Annotated in this window: 24 protein-coding genes and 1 pseudogene; 13 read left to right on the top strand and 12 right to left on the bottom strand. The window is 36.8% G+C overall.

All coding sequences use genetic code 11. The annotated features are described in order from the left end of the window. Positions 1–198 precede the first annotated feature (198 nt). From RT761_RS05345 to RT761_RS14275, 4 genes and pseudogenes are all read left to right on the top strand, one after another. Entirely contained in the window at positions 199–573 is a 375-nt protein-coding gene (locus RT761_RS05345; protein ID WP_218113042.1) for a nucleotidyltransferase domain-containing protein, read from the top strand. Beyond that, a complete protein-coding gene (locus RT761_RS05340; RefSeq protein WP_218113041.1) occupies positions 557–940 on the top strand; it encodes a HEPN domain-containing protein in 384 nt (127 codons plus the stop codon). Before RT761_RS05345 ends, RT761_RS05340 begins: the two co-directional genes overlap by 17 nt. Before the next feature lie 223 nt (positions 941–1163). Further along, a complete protein-coding gene (locus RT761_RS05335; protein WP_218113040.1) occupies positions 1164–1382 on the top strand; it encodes a type II toxin-antitoxin system HicB family antitoxin in 219 nt (72 codons plus the stop codon). A 77-nt stretch (positions 1383–1459) separates the two neighbouring features. After that, positions 1460–1612: pseudogene (locus tag RT761_RS14275) on the top strand (type II toxin-antitoxin system HicA family toxin); the annotation flags it as partial. A 608-nt stretch (positions 1613–2220) separates the two neighbouring features. Here the strand turns inward: RT761_RS14275 and RT761_RS05325 are convergent. Then, complete coding sequence (locus tag RT761_RS05325; protein ID WP_218113039.1) at positions 2221–2475, bottom strand: type II toxin-antitoxin system RelE family toxin; 255 nt, start codon at positions 2473–2475, stop codon at positions 2221–2223. 10 nt (positions 2476–2485) lie between these two features. Next, positions 2486–2680, bottom strand: a complete 195-nt coding sequence (locus RT761_RS05320) for a hypothetical protein (RefSeq protein WP_218113038.1) — start codon at positions 2678–2680, stop codon at positions 2486–2488. Between the two features lie 429 nt (positions 2681–3109). On the opposite strand from RT761_RS05320, the gene RT761_RS05315 reads away from it, so the two are divergent. The 4 genes from RT761_RS05315 to RT761_RS05300 all read left to right on the top strand — a co-directional run bounded on the left by RT761_RS05315 (position 3110) and on the right by RT761_RS05300 (position 6933). Next, positions 3110–4207, top strand: a complete 1098-nt coding sequence (locus RT761_RS05315) for an AAA family ATPase (protein ID WP_218113037.1) — start codon at positions 3110–3112, stop codon at positions 4205–4207. After that, on the top strand, positions 4204–4833 hold the full coding sequence (locus RT761_RS05310; RefSeq protein WP_218113036.1) for a DUF3226 domain-containing protein: 630 nt from the start codon (positions 4204–4206) through the stop codon (positions 4831–4833). Before RT761_RS05315 ends, RT761_RS05310 begins: the two co-directional genes overlap by 4 nt. A 906-nt stretch (positions 4834–5739) precedes the next feature. Further along, the gene (locus tag RT761_RS05305; protein ID WP_218113035.1) at positions 5740–5976 is read left to right on the top strand and encodes a hypothetical protein; all 237 of its coding nucleotides are present in this window, start codon (positions 5740–5742) and stop codon (positions 5974–5976) included. Between the two features lie 267 nt (positions 5977–6243). Beyond that, positions 6244–6933: an NYN domain-containing protein gene (locus RT761_RS05300; RefSeq protein ID WP_218113034.1), complete on the top strand. Its 690-nt coding sequence runs from the start codon at positions 6244–6246 to the stop codon at positions 6931–6933. Positions 6934–7771: 838 nt separating this feature from the next. Here RT761_RS05300 and RT761_RS05295 read toward each other — a convergent pair. Together RT761_RS05295 and RT761_RS05290 are read right to left on the bottom strand one after the other, a co-directional pair. Next, on the bottom strand, positions 7772–8002 hold the full coding sequence (locus RT761_RS05295; RefSeq protein ID WP_218113033.1) for a type II toxin-antitoxin system HicA family toxin: 231 nt from the start codon (positions 8000–8002) through the stop codon (positions 7772–7774). 2 nt (positions 8003–8004) lie between these two features. Then, the gene (locus RT761_RS05290) at positions 8005–8271 is read right to left on the bottom strand and encodes a type II toxin-antitoxin system HicB family antitoxin (protein WP_218113032.1); all 267 of its coding nucleotides are present in this window, start codon (positions 8269–8271) and stop codon (positions 8005–8007) included. A 920-nt stretch (positions 8272–9191) separates the two neighbouring features. Here RT761_RS05290 and RT761_RS05285 point away from each other — a divergent pair. The 5 genes from RT761_RS05285 to RT761_RS05265 all read left to right on the top strand — a co-directional run bounded on the left by RT761_RS05285 (position 9192) and on the right by RT761_RS05265 (position 13120). Continuing rightward, positions 9192–9428, top strand: coding sequence for an AbrB/MazE/SpoVT family DNA-binding domain-containing protein (locus RT761_RS05285; protein ID WP_218113031.1), 237 nt, complete (start codon positions 9192–9194; stop codon positions 9426–9428). After that, entirely contained in the window at positions 9413–9757 is a 345-nt protein-coding gene (locus RT761_RS05280; protein WP_218113030.1) for a type II toxin-antitoxin system PemK/MazF family toxin, read from the top strand. Before RT761_RS05285 ends, RT761_RS05280 begins: the two co-directional genes overlap by 16 nt. A gap of 386 nt (positions 9758–10143) precedes the next feature. Further along, the gene (locus RT761_RS05275; protein ID WP_218113029.1) at positions 10144–12264 is read left to right on the top strand and encodes an oxidoreductase; all 2121 of its coding nucleotides are present in this window, start codon (positions 10144–10146) and stop codon (positions 12262–12264) included. 308 nt (positions 12265–12572) lie between these two features. After that, on the top strand, positions 12573–12857 hold the full coding sequence (locus RT761_RS05270; protein ID WP_218113028.1) for an AbrB/MazE/SpoVT family DNA-binding domain-containing protein: 285 nt from the start codon (positions 12573–12575) through the stop codon (positions 12855–12857). A gap of 2 nt (positions 12858–12859) precedes the next feature. Next, positions 12860–13120 (top strand): hypothetical protein, encoded by a 261-nt coding sequence (locus RT761_RS05265; protein ID WP_218113027.1) that lies wholly within the window; start codon positions 12860–12862, stop codon positions 13118–13120. Between the two features lie 778 nt (positions 13121–13898). Here the strand turns inward: RT761_RS05265 and istB are convergent. The 8 genes from istB to RT761_RS05225 all read right to left on the bottom strand — a co-directional run bounded on the left by istB (position 13899) and on the right by RT761_RS05225 (position 22217). Further along, positions 13899–14642, bottom strand: a complete 744-nt coding sequence (gene istB, locus RT761_RS05260; protein WP_218110943.1) for an IS21-like element helper ATPase IstB — start codon at positions 14640–14642, stop codon at positions 13899–13901. Next, positions 14635–16194, bottom strand: a complete 1560-nt coding sequence (gene istA / locus RT761_RS05255; protein WP_218113026.1) for an IS21 family transposase — start codon at positions 16192–16194, stop codon at positions 14635–14637. The genes istB and istA overlap by 8 nt, the downstream gene beginning before the upstream one ends. A 627-nt stretch (positions 16195–16821) precedes the next feature. Beyond that, the gene (locus tag RT761_RS05250; protein WP_218113025.1) at positions 16822–18216 is read right to left on the bottom strand and encodes an extracellular solute-binding protein; all 1395 of its coding nucleotides are present in this window, start codon (positions 18214–18216) and stop codon (positions 16822–16824) included. A 35-nt stretch (positions 18217–18251) separates the two neighbouring features. Continuing rightward, positions 18252–19067, bottom strand: a complete 816-nt coding sequence (locus RT761_RS05245; RefSeq protein ID WP_218113024.1) for a carbohydrate ABC transporter permease — start codon at positions 19065–19067, stop codon at positions 18252–18254. After that, on the bottom strand, positions 19064–19948 hold the full coding sequence (locus RT761_RS05240; protein ID WP_218113023.1) for a carbohydrate ABC transporter permease: 885 nt from the start codon (positions 19946–19948) through the stop codon (positions 19064–19066). Before RT761_RS05240 ends, RT761_RS05245 begins: the two co-directional genes overlap by 4 nt. A gap of 36 nt (positions 19949–19984) precedes the next feature. Beyond that, entirely contained in the window at positions 19985–20731 is a 747-nt protein-coding gene (locus tag RT761_RS05235; protein WP_218113022.1) for an SDR family NAD(P)-dependent oxidoreductase, read from the bottom strand. A 25-nt stretch (positions 20732–20756) separates the two neighbouring features. Further along, positions 20757–21116: a cupin domain-containing protein gene (locus tag RT761_RS05230; RefSeq protein WP_218113021.1), complete on the bottom strand. Its 360-nt coding sequence runs from the start codon at positions 21114–21116 to the stop codon at positions 20757–20759. Positions 21117–21131: 15 nt separating this feature from the next. Then, positions 21132–22217 (bottom strand): Gfo/Idh/MocA family protein, encoded by a 1086-nt coding sequence (locus RT761_RS05225; protein ID WP_218113020.1) that lies wholly within the window; start codon positions 22215–22217, stop codon positions 21132–21134. Positions 22218–22227: the final 10 nt, after the last annotated feature.

Genomic DNA, 22227 nt, shown 5'->3' with positions numbered 1-22227 from the left:
TCGTCCCGCAAAGAAAACCGGACTCCTCAAAATGACGGCAGGAGTTGATGAGAGCCTCACGTCGTACGACACAAAAAAGTGAACTCCATTTCTCTTCATAGTTTACAGGTTTAATATGTTCTTTATAATGAATAAAAGAGACAGTGTTATAATGAATTCATATCAGGATATTGGACTTGGTCCAAATAGGGTTTATTGATGAATGAAAGAAGAAAAAAACCATTAAAAGTCTCAATTGAGCTCAATAATCGAAAGAAGCTATTGAATCAGGAGTTAAAACGCTACATTCGCTTGTTGACCAAACACGGTTCTCCTGAGAAATTGATTCTTTTCGGAACTCTCGCTCAAGGAGAGCTCCATGAATGGTCGGATATTGATCTTGTGGTTGTCGAAAAAAGCGATTTACCTTTTTATCAGAGGCTACGTAAGATTAGAGAATTAATTCAGCCACAAGTCGGGTTAGATATTGTCGTGTATACCCCTGAAGAATTTGATCAGCTCCAAGCGAGGAGCCCTTTCTTTAGAGAAGAAATCATTACTAAAGGAAAGATTATTTATGAACAAAGCAAGTAACCGATGGTTCATTTTTGCCCAGCAAGATTTACAAATGGCGGAGCTTGCTTACCAAGAAGGAATCTATAATCAGGTTTGTTTTCATAGCCAGCAATGCATTGAAAAATGTCTTAAGGGTATTTTAGCCAATCAAGGGAAAACACCACCTCGAACCCATTCGATAGTCGACCTCTTCAGTTTAATTCCTCAAGATTTTCTTTTTGAATTGAGAGGGCGATTGAGCCAAATGGATATCTTTTATATTCCTACCCGTTATCCGGATGCCTTACCTGGGATTTTGGATGAAAGTTTACCTGGGAAAGAAGAGGCAGAGGAAGCAATTGCCTTAGCTCGTTTATGTTGGCAAGCAATAAAAAGTGGGTTTTAATTTTAATTAAATAAAAGAATTCTCGGGGTCAGGACTTGATTCTTGAATTTTTATATATTTTATCTTCTTGCTTATTCCTTTATTTAATCAGCTCCATTTATTTGAATGAAGTTGATGAAGGAATGTTTTTCTATCACTATAATTGAGAAAATAATTTATTGAGCCAACAATATTTTAAAATAAGAATATGAATAGAGAGTGTTTTTTGGAACGGAGGTGAACAATGAGAACTTTTACTGCTTACATTGAATGGGATCCGGAAACCAATATGTATGTAGGAATCATCCCTGGAATACCCGGTGCCCATACTCAGGGAATCACATTAGATGAATTACAAAAGAACCTTAAGGAAGTCCTGGAATTATGTCTTGAGGAGTTTAAAGATAAAATTGAAGATTTTCCCCATTTTGTAGGGCTTCAACAAATTGAGGTTGCAGTGTGACTCAGTTACCAGTCGTTCACTTCAAGGTCATGGAAAAACTTCTGTTTTCTCTCGGTTTTTAAAAATTTCGGCAAAAAGGAAGCCACGTCTTTAATCGTCATTCCGATAGGAGAACCACTACTCTCCCTTACCATTCAGGAAGAAATCTTGCCCGCCCTTTAATCAGAGAAATTCTCCGTGAAATTGAATTGATACCTGAACAGTTTAGAAAGTTATTAGAGGAACTCTAACGAAATCCCCGTAGGCCTATTATCCAATTGAAAGAGAATAACGAGGCATCATCCCCGGTTAAAACGTGTAATGCTATTTAAGACTGGGGTGTGGCTAGCGGGGTTCGTTATCCTGACAATTGGATTCACTCGACTCAGAAATGCCGCCCTGTTTTTTTTATTGTCCCGTCACATTTGCTGGGATGGTGTTTGTCATGTAAATGTGGTTCTATGAATAAACGCAATAAAAGGACAATAAAATACATCCTCAATCTATCATATACGGAGGCTCCGCTCATCCACTCCTGGGATTAGAAGGGAAAAAGCATAATCAAGCTATCCGATCATTGGGGAGACATCTGGTCATGATTATTTGGTCATTCATAAAAGAAAACCGCTTTTATGAAATTTGGGAAGAAACCAAGAGAATATTTTGAAAGTGGTTTGAAATTTGGAGTGGGATGTTCAGGTCTTGATTCTTGAATTTTCTTAGCCAAACAATCTTTTAAACAAACAGTCTAATTTATTTTCCTTACAATTGGTCTTAAGAGTAAAGGGAGATGTTCGATCATGCTTTAAAAAAGTTTAAAAATTTCTTTTCGCTCATTAATTTATAATCTTATTTTTGCTTAATAGGCATCTCCGCGAGGTCGAATAAGGTAGATCCTTACTTCTTTTTTCTCCTCTAAGATTTCATAACAAATCCGCCAGCCTCCAACTTGGTATCGATAACATCCTGGTTCTCCCTTGAGTCTTTTTATATTTGCTCCAAAGTTTGGATTTTCAGAAATATACGAAATACAACGATCAACCCCTTTTTTAAGCTTCGGAGTGAGTCGTTGATAGGTATTATTGGCTTTCTTAGTGAGGTATACCTTAAACATTTTAAGAAATCTAGCAACCCTTCCATATTATAAAGTCACCTTTTTGGAAATCTTCACGACCTTGCTTTATAGCTTCTTTTTCCTCCTGGGTTGGTTCAATTTCTTCTGGCTCTTGAATAAGTTTGATATAAGCCAAAACGCCTTCTAATTCTTCATCTTTCAATTTTTCAATTGCCTCTAATATTTTTTCCCGAATGAGGCTCATTAGTCTTCCTCCTCTCTTCAAAAAAGAAAAAATGAAACACTAAAACCGGTATATTGTTTTCCTTTTAAAATAATCAAAAATGAGCTCCATTATTATCGATGGATATATTTATATTTTCCAACCTAATAATAACGATATATTTATATGTTTTGTAATAATATTATAACCTAAAAAAATTCAGTGATTTCAACCTGGGGGTCTATTATAAAAATTAAAGAGGATAACGAGGCATCCCCGTTTAAAATATGTTTTGCTATTTGAGACAGGGGTGTGGCTGTTGAGATTGGTTATCCAGGAAACTGGGTTCACTCGGGTTCTAACTTGGTAATGGACTGAATTTATATATATGATTATAATTATGATATAGGAAAGAAAATTATTGTGGCCAAAAAAACTTTTTGACATAAAGCAGATCCCAGGGAGTATGAAATGTATTATAAATTTACAATTGATAATTTTAGAGGTTTTAAGAATCTAACCTTAAATTCTCTTAAACGGGTTAATCTTATTTCTGGGAAAAATAACGTTGGGAAGACTTCATTATTAGAAGCTTTTTTTATTCATTGTGGTGCTTTTAATCCCGATTTAATTTTGAGAGTTAACGCATTTCGAGGGATTCAACCAAAATTAATTGATGCAAATAAATGGGCAGATGTTTTATGTAGTTCCGATTTCTATAATTTTGAACTCAACAAAGAGATTAAGCTCGAAGGAGCGTTCGATATTGGAGAATCTCGTACTGTTTTTATTCGTCTTGTAAAAAAACCAAGAGATATATCGAAAATAAGTAATACACCCCCTGGGGTTATGTCCCAAACATTAGATAGCAATTCAAAAAAGATATCTTCTTCCACCCAATCTATTACTATTCTTGAAATGGAAACTCATCATGGAAATAATATCGATATTTCTTATATTCAACCAGAACCAGATGGACTACGAATCATACCACCTCCTCCCCTGCCTCCTTTTCCAGCAATATTTTTAGCTTCAAGAGTTCTTATTCCGTTAGAGGAAGAAGAAGAACGTTTCTCAAATTTAAAAATTGTTGGGAAGGATGTACTTTTAATTAATGCTTTAAAAATTATAGAACCAAAATTAGTTAGTCTTTCTCTCATTAAGTCAGGAGGCATATCAGTTATTCATGCTGATACAGGGGAAAAAAGGCTTTTCCCTTTACCTCTTATGGGAGAAGGTATGACTCGAATAGCGAGTTTAATTTTAGCTATTGGAAACGCAGAAAATGGCGTTATTTTAATTGATGAGGTAGAAAATGGTTTACATCACACAATATTAAGGGATTTCTGGAAAGTGATTTATAAAGCCTCCTGTGAATTTAATACCCAGATCATTGCTACAACCCACAGCAGAGAATGTATAAACGCCGCACATGAAGCTTTTAAAGAAATCGCCAAAAATGAGTTTCAATACTATCGTTTGGATAAAGTTGATGGTATTATTCAACCGTTTATTTATGATTCAGAAACGCTTGAAGCAGCTTTAGATATTAACATAGAAATGAGATGACAACTCAAAAAGAAAAAACTATTGAAATAAAAAAGAATCATTTAATGATTGTTGAAGGCCAGGATGAATTTCGATTTTTTAATGCCTTTTTTAAATATCATAATATATCAGATATCCAAGTTATAGATATCGGGGGTAAAACCCAATTTAAAAATAGAATTAGGGCTGTTGTAATTAGCCAATATTTTCATCAAGTTAAGTCTATAGGCATAGTTAGAGATGCTGATGATAACCCTCAGGGAGCATTTCAAAGTATTTGTCATTCTCTTAAAAGTGCAGGGCTAAATGCACCCACTGCTCCTATGACAATCACCGACTCTAAACCACGTGTTGCAGTTTACATATGCCCTTCTCAAAATAAGAAGGGGGCAATTGAAAATATAATTTTAAATTCCGTTAAAAAGCTGCCAGTAATGGAATGTGTTAACTCTTTCATTGACTGCCTTTTAAATAATAAAACTGACTTAAATCCACCTCATAATATTGAAAAAGCTAAAGTCCAAGCTTTCCTTTCCAGTAAAGGTGAAGGGGGGATACAAGTTGGTTTAGCTTCTGAAAAAGGATACTTTCCCTTAGGCGATCCAGCTTTCAATGATATTAAGAAGTTTATTAATTTGCTTTTATAGAGCTGTTTTTTTATTTCTGCAACCTATGGGGTCAGGTCTTGATTCTTGAATTTCGACCTATGGGGTCAGGTCTTGATTCTTGAATTTCGGGGGAATTGGGGCAATAGGGAAAAATAAAAGATGAGATCCTCACGTCGTCCGGTAAAAAACACCGGATTCCTGAAAATAACGGCGAAAATTTCACACATTCGTCCACTCTTCCCCCACGCCATCTCTCCCTCGGCGTCTTTCGCCAATAACGACTATAGGCCTATCATACAATTTTAAGAAGATAATCAGGGATCACCAGATAAATATATTCTGCTATTTGAGACGGGGGTGTGGCTAGAATTATTGGGGTCAGGTCTTGATTCTTGAATTATTTATGTTTAGGGAATTGATGAATTGGAGAAATCTTGGTATCTCTGATCGATAAATCTCTCAAAAGGTTAGCTTTCTTAACTGATTTTTCCCATTGAAGATTGGCAGCCTTCCATCCCTTCTTCTCTCCTAATTTCTGGTAAATACTCCCCTCTTAAGTTAAGTTAGTTTTAATAGATTTACTATAAGTTACTGCAAGTTTATTTTATCACATTAATATTTATTACATTTTTTAAATAATTGAAATATAAATACTCCACAAATTATAATATCGGCAATGAGATTTAAAAAATTATTAAGCTGTGGTGTCAGTTAGCTTTGAAGGAAAAATGAATTAGCTAAACTGCTCAGGGTAACTCCCCTATGAATTAAAAGCTTTTAGCTGATGCATTTGTTACCGAAGAAGAATAAGAAAATAGGAATGTTCATATCGAAACTTAAAATAGGAGGGTCAAAAAGTATGACTGAGATATGCTCATAATCTTTTTATTTATCGTGGGGATTATCACTTCAATTATCCTTATCGTGGTTTTAGAGTGGTTATGGATGATTAAAAACTATACCAGCGAAATGGCCAATTATACTAAAAGTACTGCCGAATATGCTTCTTTTATTTATCAAAATATATTTTCATCATCTGAAAAGGAAAGTAAAGAGAAAAAAGCTTGCATAAAAGAATATTTTCCTTATGCAGAATACGTATATATGGATCGAACCCCTGAGGAGAAAATCCAAGCTGACCGAGAAGATTTCATTCTTTTTAAAAGAAAGCCCGTTGAATAATAATTAACAAAATCCCCGGCGTAAAGTGTTCTATTTTAAGTAAAGCAGTGTTTTTTGCATGATTATTAATAGCGGATGGCAATTGAGAATGTTCCAAATTAAGGTCTTTTTTGCAAGTGACTCTTTTTACCCAAGGATATCATTGATTATTTTGAGGGTATATAAAAATATTTTTTGCTTAAAAAAAAAGAAACGCCTCTTATACGAGAGGCGTCGGTCCGGAGATGCTATCTCCGGAGAGGTTACACAATAATTAATAACATATTTTTGAAAAATTGTAAACAATATTTTTGGAGAATTGGAATGGACACTGAAAGGATTATTTGCTATATAGGCGGATTTAATCTCTACTTTGGGTTAAGAGAAAAAGGTTGGAAAAAATACTACTGGCTTAATCTGAAATGTTTAACTGAGAAACTTTTAAAACCTCGTCAATCCCTTGAAATGGTAAAGTATTTTACCTCTAATATTTCCGCTGGTAATGAATCTTCTCCACCATGGTTGCAGAAAAAAATGAAGGAAAAAAGAAAAAGGCAATTAACCTACCTTGAGGCACTTAATACCCTCGATGGAATGAAAATCTTTTTTGGACACTACCTTTTTAAAACTATTACATGTAATAATTGTGGCCATATCTGGATTACTTATGAAGAGAAAATGACAGATGTATGCATAGCTACTGAACTCCTTATTGATGCATATAAAAATAAATTTGATACAGCTCTCATTATTTCTGGCGATAGTGATCTTGCCCCTCCAATTCAGGCAATCCGAGAAATCTATCCAAATAAAAAAAATATAATCGCTTTCCCTCCATCAAGAATATCTGCTCGCCTTAAACATATTGCACACGCCTCTTTCATAATAGGCGAAGCAAACCTTAGAAAAAGTTTGTTCCCTAATGAGATAATTAAAAATGATGGTTATATACTCAAAAGACCAGATAAATGGAGATAAAAAAAGATTTATGAAAATCCTTGGGTTCAAGTATTGATTTTTAAGTATGCGAAATCCCCGGGGTTAGGTCTTGATTCTTGAATTTTTGAGGAATTGTGATACTGGAAATAGATGAAAAGATGAGATCCTCACCGATTCAAAATACGAATCCTCAGGATGACCGATGAAAGGCATACCCCCCTAACCTCTCTCAATGAGGGAATTTTAGAGATACGGACTTATGATGACAATATTTTAAATTTATTGTAGGGGTTAGAATTATCCTGTCCGCAGGTTTAAAAGAGAATAAATAATAAAGATTAACCTCATGAGATTGCCACGACCTCAAAAAACCAGGTCTCGCAATGACGAATTGAGTTGATGAGATCCTCACGGATTCGAAATACGAATCCTCAGGATGACGCCAACAGCACCAAATGGGATTCTCACGTCGTCCGATAGAAACCACCTGACTCCTCTCAGAATGTTTTCCCTCGGTAGCTTTATCTGGCTTATACTATTGGTGTTGAAAGAGTTGTTATCCAAGTTCAGGAAATGCATCATGACGAATATACTATTTTTGGAGAGCCGGATTATCTTACCTTTAACCACTTTTTGTAGAGGGTATAAAACAGAGGGTGAAAATAAAAAACCTGGGGGTACTATGACCCGGAACCTCTGGAACATCCCAGGTTGGACTATATATAGCTATACAGATTATTGATGAAGTCAAAAGAAATCATACTTACTTCCTTGTTTGCCTTTATGAATGTCATTAACTCTTTCAGATATTGATTATTTAATAACGAATGTAGGGATGAAAAAGTATTTGCTAATACAAATTGCATGAGCTATTATTCTATACTTTTTTAAGCAATTCAAAATATTGATCTCTGCTCATACCCACAGTACGCATATTGTTTTTAATAATTTCAACATCAATTTCATCATATTCTGGAATAACAATTGCTCTTTTGGCACCTGGATAAATGAGGACATGATGGGATCCTTCTTTTCGTTTATATTGACACCCATATAATTGGAACACTTTTAAGAGGGTTTTGTAGTCAACTGGAGTAATGCGCGGCATTGCTATATTGATACTATTGACTTTTCACACTCCACTACTTCCAGCGGAGAAATGAGATCATCGTCTTTCATGTGAATTCCACATTCCATAAGATAATCTTCCAAGGTGTTCATATCTTTCATTTCTGCAAACTGTATCCGTAACACTTCTAAAAGATTATCCTTTGCTTCTTGTTTTGTTCTCCCTTGTGAAATAAAATCTAATTCGGGCGTTCTTGCGAGATACCAATGACCTTTTTTCCACACTTCTATTGTAATATGCAATTTCACCGTATATTACCTACCCCAAATACTTATAATTTAACTTTCTTGACAGTATTTTGACTCTATTTTACATCTTTTCTTGAATAATACAAATTTTGTCACACCTGTGGGGATTAGGTCTTGATTCTTGAATTTCGGGGAATTGGGATTATGGAAATAGATGAAAAGATGAGATCCTCACGGCTTCAAAAAACGAAGCCTCAGGATGACCGATTAAAGGCACACCCCCCTAACCCCCTCAATCAGGGAATTTTAGAGATACGGACTTATGATGACAGAATTTTTAAAATTTATTGTAGGGGCTTGAATTATCCTGTCTGCAAGTTTATAAGAAAGCAACTAATAAAGATTAACCTCATGAGATTGCCACGACCTCAAAAAACCAGGTCTCGCAATGACGAATTGAGTTGATGAGATCCTCACCGATTCAAAAAACGAAGCCTCAGGATGACGCCAACAGCACCAAATGGGATTCTCTTGTATTACAACGTATATCTTCTCCTCTTTTCTTTTCTCTTTTATTTTTTAATTTACCGAAAATTCGGTGGGTACTTTTTCGTGAACATTTTTAGAAATATTGGCATACTCTTAGGTTTGTCCTTTATGGGTTTTTTTGCATTGAACGATTTTTCACAGAGGATATTTGTGAATCTCTTCCATTTGTAATCTCCTCTGTATGTCCCTCATGTTTTATTTTTAATCTTTTATCTCCTTGCTAATCTTAAAAGTCCATTGAACTGTTCGCTTAACTGGTCATGTTTATATTTTCATCTCCTTAACTTAGCGTGGCTATGCGTTATCTCACTTTAAACAGATAGTTCAAAAAAACAGTTATGATTGGAAAGATATGATTTTTTATCTCTTTTTTTAAAAAATGGAAAAATGCTATAATATTTTGTGGGTAATTCCTACTTAGGAGGATACTTATGAATCAGAAGGTATCAGTTGTAGACCGTCGGGGCCGTCTGACTATTCCAGGATCAATTCGAAAGAAAATGGGCGTGAAGGAGGGAGATGTCTTTCTTATTAGGGAAGAAGAAGCAAGGTTAGTTTGCGAGAAAATTGCAATTTCCTCTTCATTCCAAATGATGCAAGCTTCAGAAAAAATATTGAGCCGAGATTGGGACACTCCCGAAGAGGATGAAGCATGGAAAGACTTGTAAGAGGAGATGTGGTTGTTCTCCCCTTTCCCTTTTCTGATCTGAGCCAAAGCAAAAAGCGACCGGCTTTTGTTGTTGCTCCATTGCAGGGTGATGATGTGATTCTTTGCCAGATTACCACGGTTGCTCATTCCGATCTCTATTCAGTTCTCCTGGAAGAAAAAGATTTTGTTACCGGTAGCTTGAAACAACCGAGTTATATCCGCCCTAACCGTTTGTTTACCAGTGATATCCGCATTATTATCAAAAGGGTTGGGTCAGTTCATCAGAATAAAATTGAAGAAGTCATCAAGAAAATCATTATGATTATCACTGGACCATCGGCGGGGTAAGGCGTTGATTCTTGAATTTTTGGGAAATTGGGATACTGGAAAAAGACAAAAGATGAGATCCTCACGCGGGAAAGCACCGCTCAGGATGACACCTTGGGTGTGAAATTTTCGAGGTCTATTATAAAAATTAAAGAGGATAACGAGGCATCTCCGATTAAAAATGTGTCATGCTATTTGAGACGGGGTTGTGGGTGTTGGGGTACATTATCCGGGTAACTGGATTCGCTCGGGCTCTTGAAATGCCGCCCTGGTTTTATTTATCTCGTTTTAATGAAACAGGCCTTGAGTTTTTACCGAAAGACCCCCACAATAATGAAAATTATATAAATCGATATCTTTATCTTAACAGACTTGGGGGGGTACCTACTCTAGGGAGGACTTTCAATATGGAAAAGTTCCATTGCCTTTTTGAACCCATCTTGATCGGCGAAATTTTGGTTCCCAACCGGATTTGTCACGTTCCCACCATAACCAGTTCATCCCATATCGACGGTTCGGTGAGTGAAAAAAATATTAATCATTATTCGACAATAGCAAAAGGCGGTACCGGTTTTATCGTGGTAGGAGGAACTTCTGTTGATGAAAAAAGCTGTCGTTCAACGGGATCCAATATGGTTGTAGACGAGGACCATTATATACCTGGGTTGGCATGGTTGGCGGAATCAATGCACCGTTACGGGGCAAAATGTGCTGTTCAGCTTCAGCACCCGGGGAGACAGGTTTCACTGTCAAAACAAGATAATATTGTTTCCAATGATTGTGAAGGTCTGATTCCTTGGTCACAAAATCAAACAATTTTTAATGCAGATGCCATTGCGATTAACAAAACAGTTCAGGCATTATCAGCCGACGAAGTGATAGGCTTGGTAGGTCTTTTTTCCGAAGCAGCCTGGAGAGTAATGCAAGCCGGCTTTGACGCGGTAGAGCTCCATGCCGCGCATGGCTACCTTTTATCACAATTTTTAAGCCCTTATTTCAATAAACGAAATGACCGTTTTGGAGGAAGTTTTGAAAATCGTCTCCGCTTGCCATTAGCTATTGTGGATTCAATTCAAAAGAAATGCGGAAAAGGCTTCCCAGTTCTTATTCGTTACTCGGTTGACGAATGGGTTCCAGAAGGTCGAGACCTCACTGAATCGGTTAAAATTGCGAAGGAATTTGAAAACGCGGGAGTAGCTGCACTCGATTTGAGCCAAAGTGTCCAGGAAAAGCCAGGAGCTGGTTTTGATCCGATGTATTATCCAGAAGGTTGGACAATATATGCTTCAGAAGAGATAAAAAAGCAGGTCAAAATTCCGGTTATTAACAGTCATTCTCTTCGGAATCCGGAATACTGCGAGCAAATATTAGCTGAAGGAAAAACTGACCTAATCGGCCTTTCTCGTCAGTTATTAGCCGATCCCTATTGGCCGCTCAAAACGAAATATGGGAAAACCCGAGCCATTCGTCGGTGCATATCCTGTTTGACTGGCTGTTGGTCGGATTCAATCTTAGCCAAAAAAGAAGTGACTTGTGCCATCAATCCTTCCTGTAATAATCTACATCTTGAAATAAAGAAAAAAACCACTGCTCCTGTCCATATTGCCGTTGTTGGCGGAGGACCAGCTGGTTTAGAAGCCGCCCGAGTTGCGCACGAACGAGGTCATTTCGTGACTCTCTTTGAAAAAAGCGGAGAACTTGGTGGAGCGATTCTTGGCTGTTGTCTGGTCAATGGAAAAGAAAAGATGAAATGGTATGCCGATTGGATCAGGTACCAGATTGCTGTTTTGGGCATTGAAGTTCAGCTCAGAACATCGCCTAGCATTGAAGAGCTCAGTTCCTTTGATCTGGTCATTAATGCCACTGGAGCACAATCATATGTACCAGAAGTTCATGGTTTAAAAGAGGTTGTCATCCCTTTTGAGAAAGTGATGACCTGTCCGAAAGTAGCTTGTGAATTTCATCCTCAAGATCGCAAATCCCTACCATTGAAGGGCACCAAGATTATCATATGGGGTGACCATTATGCTGCAGCCGATACCGCTGCTTATTTAGCTTCCATTGGGAAAGAAGTGACTATCATAACCGATCAAAAAGAATTCGGCTCAAAAATTGAAGTTATTCATAAATATGTTCTTTTCAAGAGATTTCAACAAACCGATGCTGAAGCACTCAGTTCGAAACCTTTCAAATATCCCGTGAAAATCTATACCAACAGCAAAATCAATGAAATAAAGGAAAACGAACTTTTTTTAGTCGATAAAAGCTTTAACCAGGTAAATATACCTTATGATCATGTGGTTACTTGCTGGACCAAGCCTAATATCGATTTATATCAACAAATTAAAGCAGCCGGGATTGATGTAGTGAATATAGGGGACTCGGTGAAACCACGAAATCTGCATGCGGCAGTTAAAGACGGTACTACTATTGGTTTAACTATCGAGGAACATAACCTCTTTAATCCCAATGGCAATCCAATTAATGACCTCCCAATTGATGTAGTTGGTCAAATTTTAAAGCCTTGATGGTCAGACTGAATTTTCAAAAACCGTTCATGAAGGGGCCTATTATACAATTTAAAGAGGATAACGAGACATCTCCGATTAAAAATGAGTCATGCTATTTGAGACGGGGTTATGGCTAGCAGGGGTTGGTTATCCGGGCAACTGGATTCGCTCGAGCTCTTGAAATGCCACCCTGGTTTTTTTGTCTTGTTTTAATGAAACTGACTCTGAGTTTTTTTTCTCATTCTCATCTCTTGACGAGGCAACTTATCCCCGGTAAAATATTATTGTATCAATGGTATATTGGGCCAATAATGGAGGTAATCTTAATGAGTACTTTAACCAGACTAACCAGTGGCGGTCAGGTTACTCTTCCTAAAGAAATCAGAGTTAAAACCAATATGCAACCCGGTGATTTTGTTGAGGTTCAGCTTGATGAGGAAGGACGAATCATATTGACTCCCAAGAAACTAGTGAATGCTAATCAAGCTTACTTCTGGACTGAAGAGTGGCAAAAAGGGGAACGCAAGGCAGACGAGGACATAAAAAATGGACGGGTTAAAAGATTCAAGTCGACGGCTGATGCAGTAAGGTATCTTGAGGACAAAGCCTAACTATGGAGATTCTTTTCACTGAGCAATTTGAGCAGGCTTATGAAAGACTCACTCATACCGAGAAACGGAGTGTTTGTAAAGCCCTTGCTCTGCTGGATGCGAACCCAAAATACCCCAGTCTTCATGTCAAGAAAATGGAAAGAACACAGGACATTTGGGAAGCTCGTCCTTCAAAGAGATTACGAACGACTTTTGAGATGGTCGGAGATACTATCATCATGCGTAATGTTGTAGAACATGATAAGGTATTAAAAAGGCCATGAATTCTTGAGGGTTAGGTCTTGATTCTTGAATTTTAGACCTATTTCTCCCCTCTTTTGACAATTTAGATCTCTCATTAATTTTTTCCTTAAAGCAACTTTCTCATTCGATTTCGCTTTAGAAATAATGGAATGACTCCTCCGATTTACAAGTCTTGTACCCTCTTCTCCCTGAAGTTAGGGCTTCTTTAAGGCTATGAAAATAAAAAAGATTGTCTTCCTTGATGGTTGCTACATGCTCACAAGATTTTTTATGAAATACTTTTGATTTTTTTGATGCAACACATTGATAGCCGTCATCAGAAGTTGGGACGGATATCAATCCAAGCATTTGAGGGGTTGATTGAACTGCTTGTTCTGGTAATTGTATAAAGTCAACTTCAGGAAAGACCTGGTATGAATTCCTATCAGTTTGTGTTTATTGTCTTATGATAAACCCAGTAGTATGATGTTTTAGACCCATCGAGTGCACCAAATAAATCCACTAGGTGCATACGTTAACTCCATAGCTATATATGACGGTTTAAATGAACCACAATAGCTATAAGCCCACTTTTCCGAATCATGAGTTTTACTGTTCTGAGAATAGTACTCTTTGATGGGTAGTTTGAAGGAACAAGATTAAGATTTCTATAGAACACCAGATGCCGAGGCTGTGGAGAGCGTGAACAACGTGTTTTGGTCGTCCACGAAGCGGAGGGTTGTCCACAAGAGGTCGGTACTATCCATCAGCCTCTTTAACCGGCAGACATAAATACACTCTTAATTACTTAGTTCTGGCTCAATTTTTAATCCCATGTCGTTCCCTCATTGACACTTTGCCGTCAATAAGGATGGTATAGGAATCATGGACAATACGATCAAGAATGGCATCTGCTAGTGTATCTTCGCCGATCTTTTCATGCCACCCACGTGGAGCAAATTGGGTGCAAAAAATAGTAGAAGCATTCTGATGTCTTGCTTCAACGATCTCAAGGAGATCCATTGCCTGGGTGTCTTTAAGTGGAGTTAAGAGCCATTCATCCAAAATGAGTAAGCCAACCTTTTTGTACTTCTTCATCACCATCTGATAGACACCTTCACCTCGAGCCACTGCCAGTTCATCCAGAAGATCCGGTAGTCGGATATACTTAACGGTATAATAGTTGCGACAAGCCGCCATACCAAAAGCACAGGCAACATAAGATTTCCCGTTTCCAGAGGCACCCATGATGATGAGGTTGCGTTTCTCCTGGATGTAAGCGCACCCAGATAGCCGTAGGATTTGTGCCTTATCTAGTTTCCTGTCGGCATGGTATTCAATATCTTCAATGCTAGCCTGAGGATAGCGGAAATCTGCTTTTTTAATGAGATGGAGCAGTTTATTGCTTCTGCGTTTAGCCCATTCCACATCAACAAGAATACCAACCCGTTCTTCAAACGATAGCTCCTGATATTTCTCATCAGACAGTTGGCGTTTGAAAGCATCCGCCATAGCGGAGAGTCGCATGTCATGCAGCTTGTTCATGGTCGTAGAATTAATCATTGTCTTTTCCTCCATAGTAGCCGGCACCCCGGACAAATCCGTAGATGTTGGGATTGTCTTTTGTCGCTTTTTGTCGATCTGATTGGACTGATATTCTATCCTGACCGGTTTTGAGGATGGTCTGGATGATTTTGAAACTCGGACTGGGCGTGTAACAAAGTGCCCGCTGGCACGCTTCTTCAAAGCGGGATAAAGAATACTTGTCAGCGAGTTTCATAAGCGATGTACAAGAACGGTAACCTTGTTTCTCAACTCTTGATGCTGACAAAAGAGCATTCACCACAATGACGGCATGAGGTCCAATGGAAGCAGCCCAATTCCTAAAATGATCAGCATTTACAGCCAGGTACTGTTTATGTTTCTCTGGCATGTGATCCGGTACCGTGACAATCTGGCCTTCCTGACCGCGAATCCGAATATGGGAAGCAATGCGATGATTGTGGTAAAAAACTTCAACAGTTTTGCTGGTTATACGTACCTCCACTTGATGCCGGATGTACTCATAGGGCACTGAGTAGTGATTTTTATCCACAATTATGTGATAATCGTACTGTACGGACGCCGTTGACCAGGTGGCAAGCTCGTATGGGGAAGTAGGCAAAGGCAAAGGCAAAAGCAGTGCTTTTTCCTCTTCTAGGAAGGCGCTTTTCCTGCTTCCCGGCTTCTTTTGAAAAGGTTTCTGGTTGAATTCTTCCAGCTTAAGACGGATGGCGCTATTCAGTTCGTGTAATGAAAAGAACTGTTGGTTTCGCAAAGAGGCAATGATCCAGGTGGAAATAATACCCACCGTACTTTCGGCATGGGGCTTGTCTTTGGGGCGCCTGACTCGGGCTGGAATGACTGCTGTCCCGTAATGCTCGGCCATTTCTTGATAGGTTCTATTAATCTTGGGATCTGGTCGAGAGGCTTTATCTACACTGGTTTTTAAATTGTCTGGCACGAGGATTCTGGCCACTCCACCAAAGTATTTGAACGCATGAACATGAGCATTGACCCAGCTTTCCATATCCATTGACAGGAAGGCTTCTACATAGGCATACTGGCTGCAAGATAGGCTCGCTACGAAGATATAGGCTGGAATAAGTTCACCGGTTAGATTATCAACAATAAAACCAGTCTTTCCAGCCCAGTCCACTTCCAGCATTTCACCGGGTTTGCGCTTAATGCGCATAGTGGCTTTGGTGGTATTGGCATACTTATGATAATACCGACAGAATTGGCTGTACATGAGTGGGATTTCACCATTGAAGCGGCATTGTTCATGGTACTCATGCCACAACAAACTTAAGGTGACACCACTTTTGGCCATTTCTTTATGAACATATTCGCAATCCGGTATTTTTCGATTGGACTGACTCCTTTTTTCCGGAAAAAGGAGTTCCTGAAGATCTGCATCCGACATGTTTTTATCGAAAGGCCATGAAATCTCATGCCTTTCTGCCCGTTCAACCACATTACGGATTGTGGTCCGTGAGCACTGGCAACTGGCAGCAATGCCACGTTGACTCACACCTTGGCTGTGAAGCCGAAGAATTTCTCGATACTTGATCATTTATTTGATCAGCCTCCTAATGAAGATTTACACTTTACAGTGTATTTCCTCATTATATGTCAGGTGGATCTCTCCATGACCAAGGTGGGCCTATTTGATACTCATGGTGGACCTTTTTGAGTATACGAGTGGGTCTATCCCAAAATATTACTCAGTTTGGGTTAATTTACTAGTTTATAGCAAAACAATACAGCAAAATGAATGGGAAATTCATAGATGACGTGACACCAGTCCTAATCTTCGCCAGTTGGTCCATTGCTGTCATCTTTTGGTATTTAATGGAAAGATTTATCGTTTGGAACATTCAAGTCTAAACTATTAATCTTATGCAAGGTGCTGGAGTTTTATTTTGCCAAATGCTGGATATTAGAGTTGACAGATACACTCCAATCATTGTGAACGCTCTTTCTTTTTTTCTCCCCTCAAATTTATTTATAATGCGTACCATCTAAAAGAGTGGACGACTTTTATGGGGAGTTAGAAAAAATTCCTCTTATTATCAGGCAACTCACTGCTGTATAGCTTATCATTTACTATTTTAATGTTTTGCCATATATCAAAAAGGCAATTTTCTTAAAGAAAATTGCCTTTTTGATATAGATATTTCTTAGCCAAATCTATTACTAATTATTTGCTTCTATATACATCATAAGGCATATAGCTAAATCGTGGATCCATATAAATGTCTAATCCAGTTTCATCTCTTGTTATAATTGCATTGATTTCTTCTGCTTTTGTTTTAGCAAAATTTTCTAGATCAGCTTCACCACTCATAGCGTAATCAACAACTTCTCCCCATTTTTCTCTTACTTCCGTGAGGGGAACACAGGCTAAATTAACAAAGTAATCACTTCCAAACTGTAAAGAGTACTTTACATAATCAGCCCATTCTTTATTAACAGGTACAATTTCTGGATCATCCCATGATGAAGCTCTTACAACTGCTCCTCCACCTATTAGCATTTTTTTCATATTTTCTTTATTAGCCAACCATTGAGCAAATAGCCACGAAGCTTCTTTGTTCTTTGCATCTATTGGTATTCCATACGATAATAACTCTGTAGGGATTGCAATACCTGCTGGGCCCGATGGATATGGTGCCATACCTATTTTTCCTTGTACAGATGATTTTGTTGGATCTTCAAACATAAATGCATGTTCACCTGATTCTGGCATCATTGCTGCTTTACCATCAGCAAAAAGTTTAGCAACTTCAAGCCATCCTAATTCGAGAGGAGATGGAGGCCCATAAGTTGTTAACATTCTGGCATACTCATTAATACCACGTAATGTTTCTGGTTTATCAATAGCTGATTTTCGATCATGAGTCCACCAAGCTCCTCCATAACCAAACAAAAAACCACCTATTCTTGTTATCGTTTGAAATCCTTGACCTCTACCAATCCAGCCATACAAATCAATTTTTTCATCTCCATCTGAATCAATTGTTAACTTTTTAGCAGCAACCTCAGCTTCTTCAAATGTTTTTGGAACCAGCAAACCGTTTTCTTCAAGGAGGTCTTTTCTATACCACAAACCAGTAGGTTGCGATGTGAAAGATAATGAATATCCTCCGTTTTTAGAAAATACTGTATTCCCTTCTTTTCCGACTGGTAAAAAATCATCAAAATCCCAATCTTCAGGTGTTAATTCTGGGTTATTAATATATTCCATTTGATCAACTTGAAAATTCCCAACTTGAATTGCCAATTCCTGCTGGCTTGGATGGTAAAACCAACCATCCATTGTTGGTTGTCCTAATGCATATTCTCGGGCAATTTTGGCTCTTAATTCCCAGGCATCCATAACTATCCAATTAACTTTTATTCCTGTCTTTGCCTCAAACTCCGGGATAAGCAATCGTGCTGCTTCTAATTCCGGTCTTGTCCAACACATCACGGTTATCTCTGTACCACTATATTTTGTCCAATTTACTTCTGCATAACTAAAAGTTGAAATTGAAATAAAGATCATAACACTTAGTATTAACATTATTGCTTTTTTAATATTTTTTGTAAACATGAAATAACCCCCTTTTCTAATTTAAAAATATAGATTTATTGGATTGCTCCAACCATTAAACCCTGAGTTAAATGTTTCTGTACCCATAAAGTAAACACAATTGTTGGTATTAACATCAGTGTGGCACTTGCAGCAAGGCCTCCCCAATTAATAGCAGCTTCTCCAACAAAATTAAACAAAGCTAAGGGGGCTGGTACAGTTTTAGAACCACCCAACATTAGTGCTAAACTAAAATTATTCCAAGACATAATAAAACCCAATGTAGCAGCGGCAACGATTCCTCCCTTTAACAAAGGAAATACAATTTTGTAAAACAACCCAAATTTTGTGCATCCATCAACTAATGCTGCTTCTTCTATTTCTTTAGGTATAGCTTTGACAAAGCCTACCAATATCCAAACAGATTGAGGCACTGTTATAATTAAGTGCGACAATATAAGACCAGAATAGGTATCAAACCAACCTATTTTCTGAAATAATATAAACAGTGGAATTGCACATACCACGTAAGGTATCATCATGGTTGTCAATATAGTAAAAGCTAATTTCTTTTGATCATACCGATTAATTACATATGCTGACATTGAACCTATTATTACTCCAATGATCGTAGCAAATATTGCTACTACCATACTTGAGTATAATGCTGGACCAATGTTATATTTTGTGAAAGCTTCATAATAGTTGGTTACAATAGGTTGGGATAACCATATTGAAACATTAGTTCCTATTTCTCTTTCAGTCTTAAAAGACGTAATAATGATATAGTAGATTGGAAATATAAATACAAAAGCTATTAATACATTAATAACGTGATAAAGAAACGTTTTTACTTTTTTATTTTTATTCATTGTTTATCTGCCTTGAAATGGTTTAGTATTAAACTTAAACCAAGATTTATCATTAAAAATACAACAGCTGCTGCACACGAATAACCAATTCTAAAGTAAAGGAAACTCTGCGAAAATATATATGGATACAGAGTTTCAGAAGCAAACGCAGGACCCCCTCTTGTCATTCCCCAAATAATGTCAAATATTTTAAATGCCATAACAGTTCTTAAAATTACTGCTGATCCCAAATGGGTTTTCATTAAAGGGAGGGTGATAAGGAAAAAGCGCTGGATTGGATTTGCTCCATCAATATGAGCCGCTTCTAAGGGTTCAGGTGGCAAAGATTGTAGTCCGGCTAAAAGCAAAATGATAACATACGGAGTCCACTGCCAAGTATCAACTAATATAATAGATGGTAACACTAAACTTTTATCACCTAAAAAACTTAAAGCTTGAAAACCAAACTTCTCAAGAAAATGGTTTACAATTCCAAACGATCTATTTAACATAAATCTCCATGTTAAAGCTACAACAATTGGAGAAGACATCATTGGTATCATGAGAAGGAGTCTATATATTTTTACTCCTTTAATTTTTGCATTTAGAATTAAAGCAATTCCGAAACCTAAAATTATTTGTAATAAAACAGAAAAAAATGCAAAATAAAAATTTCTCCAAATTGCATTTATAAATCTGGCATCTTTAAATAGTTCAAGATAATTATCTATTTTATTAAAAACAATTCTATTAGTTGTTAATTGCCAATCAAAAAAACTCAAAGAGAAAACATAGACGAGAGGAAATATTACCACAATTCCTAATACAACATATAAAGGTAAATTAAAAATATATTTAAAATTCTTATCTAGCACATTGCTAGTACCTATTCTTTTTCTCACTAGCCGTTAAATCCCCCTTTTTACTTATAAGGAAAATTAATATACAGATCTACCTCCGCTAATGTCGTAACATTGTGCGGTAATAAAATTTGCCTCATCAGAAACAAGAAACGCTATTAATGCTGCTACTTCCTCTGTTTTACCAACTCTTCCCATAGGAATCTTATTTAGAAGAACGGCTTTTTGCTCTTCGCTCATTTCCATTAAAAAACGGGTTTCAATTAAAGCAGGAGAAATACAGTTAACATTAATATTTTTTGTTGCAACTTCTTTTGCTAATGATTTAGTAAATGCAATAATCCCTGCCTTTGCTGCTGAATATGCAGAAAAATTTGGATTTCCTTCTTTAGCCGAAACTGATGAAACGTTCACAATTTTTCCATAACTTTGTTTAATCATGTACGAAATAACTTCTTTACAGCAAAGAAAAGTACCTTTTAAATGAATATTCATTAATTGATCCCATTCATTTTCTGTTATTTCCCAAGTGGGTTTTACAGGACCCATGATACCTGCACAATTTATTAATATATCGATCTTTCCAAAGCTATCTATTACATTACCTACGCACTTTCTAATGCTGTCATTATTTGTTACATCCAGCTTGACAAATATAAATCTATCTTTTTTACTTGCAAAATCTGATAAATATCTTTCTATATTAAGTTCGTCGATATCTCCAACTGCAACATATGCTCCTTCTTCTAACAACCTCATAGCAACTGCTTTACCCATACCATTCTTACCACCGGTTACTAGGGCTACCTTGTCTTTAAATCTCATTTTTTATCACCTTAATGCTCTTTCTTTATTTTTTATTATAAACTCCTGTATATAAGTCCATATCAGGGGGCGCTTGACAGCTAATAGCAATCATCGGTTCATCACCTGCTATTGTCCCATGCATTTCACCAGCAGGAATATAAACAACATCTCCCTCTTTTATTTCATAATCCTTACCTTCTACGCGAATATATCCACTACCTTTTAGGATTATAATGACGTCTTCTGAATTTTTATGTATATGTTGAGTAAACGCTTGTTTAGGCTCAAACTCAGAATAATTTAGAGTAACATATTTTGAACCAATTTCTGGAGATAATACATTAATTGTTTTCCCTTTCCCCATGTCAAAACTTTTACCTTCTTTTAACTTAAGTATTTTCATCTTTATACTCCTTTTTTATTTAATTTTATCTATAATAATTTTTTCTAATTCGTCGTCTTTTATAAATGGGAAATCTACTTTTTTGTTTATAAAAGATGAATAATATATAGCTCTCATCAGTTCTAACGATTTTCTTCCTTCTTTCCCATCAATTGGAACTTCTTTATCTTCTCTTAAAGAATCAATAATTGCTTTTATTAATTCTTTATGACTTGATGTTCCATTTTTTATCTTATTTTCTTTAATTAATTCATGGCTTCCATTCTCTGCAAATTCCCATAGTTTAATATTTTTTGAACCTTCAACAACTACACTCCCCTTTTCTCCATATATCCCAATACTTTCTGGTAAGTTATTATAAACAAAACCGCCTTTTTGCCTGCCTGGATAAATAGAAGTACTAGCTTCAATTACCCCTAAAGATCCATTAAAGAACTCGAGGATAGCAATCGCTGTATCGGCTGCTTCTATTTCATGCGTAAATGTTTTTATTTTTCCATACACACTTTTTAATGGTCCAGCAAACCATTGAATCAAGTCCAACCAATGAATAGCTTGATTTGCTAAAATTCCACCCCCATCCAGATTCCAAGTACCCCTCCATCCATTTGCATAATAATCTTGCGTTCTATACCATTTAATGTGGGCATCAACTAAAATTAATTTCCCAAAGAGATCTTTATTTAGCGCATCTTTAATCATTCTGCTTGGTAAGTCAAATCTATGATCAAAAATAGTTGCTAACTTCACTCCTTCTTTTCCAGATGTTAATATCATTTCATCTGCTTGTTTAAGATTAATTGCTAAAGGCTTTTCTACAATGACATGCTTCTTCTTTTTCATAGCATCAATTGAAACTTCATAATGTAGACCAGAGGGTACACATATGCTAATTACATCTAAGTTTAAATCATGTAATTTTCTGTAATCAGTGGTCCAAAAATTAATATTATATTTACTACAGAGTTCTTTAGCCTTCATCTCATTAACATCAGAAACACCAACAACCTCAACATTTTCTAATGTTTGAAAAGCTTCAACATGGTAAGGTGCAATCGTCCCACAACCTACGATACCAACTTTAAACTTTTTGTTATTCATCTCTGCATAA

The sequence above is a fragment of the Atribacter laminatus genome (assembly GCF_015775515.1).
GTDB classification, from domain to species: domain Bacteria; phylum Atribacterota; class Atribacteria; order Atribacterales; family Atribacteraceae; genus Atribacter; species Atribacter laminatus.
The sequence above is the reverse complement of the archived record's forward strand: the minus strand, read 5'-3'. Positions and strand labels throughout refer to the sequence as shown.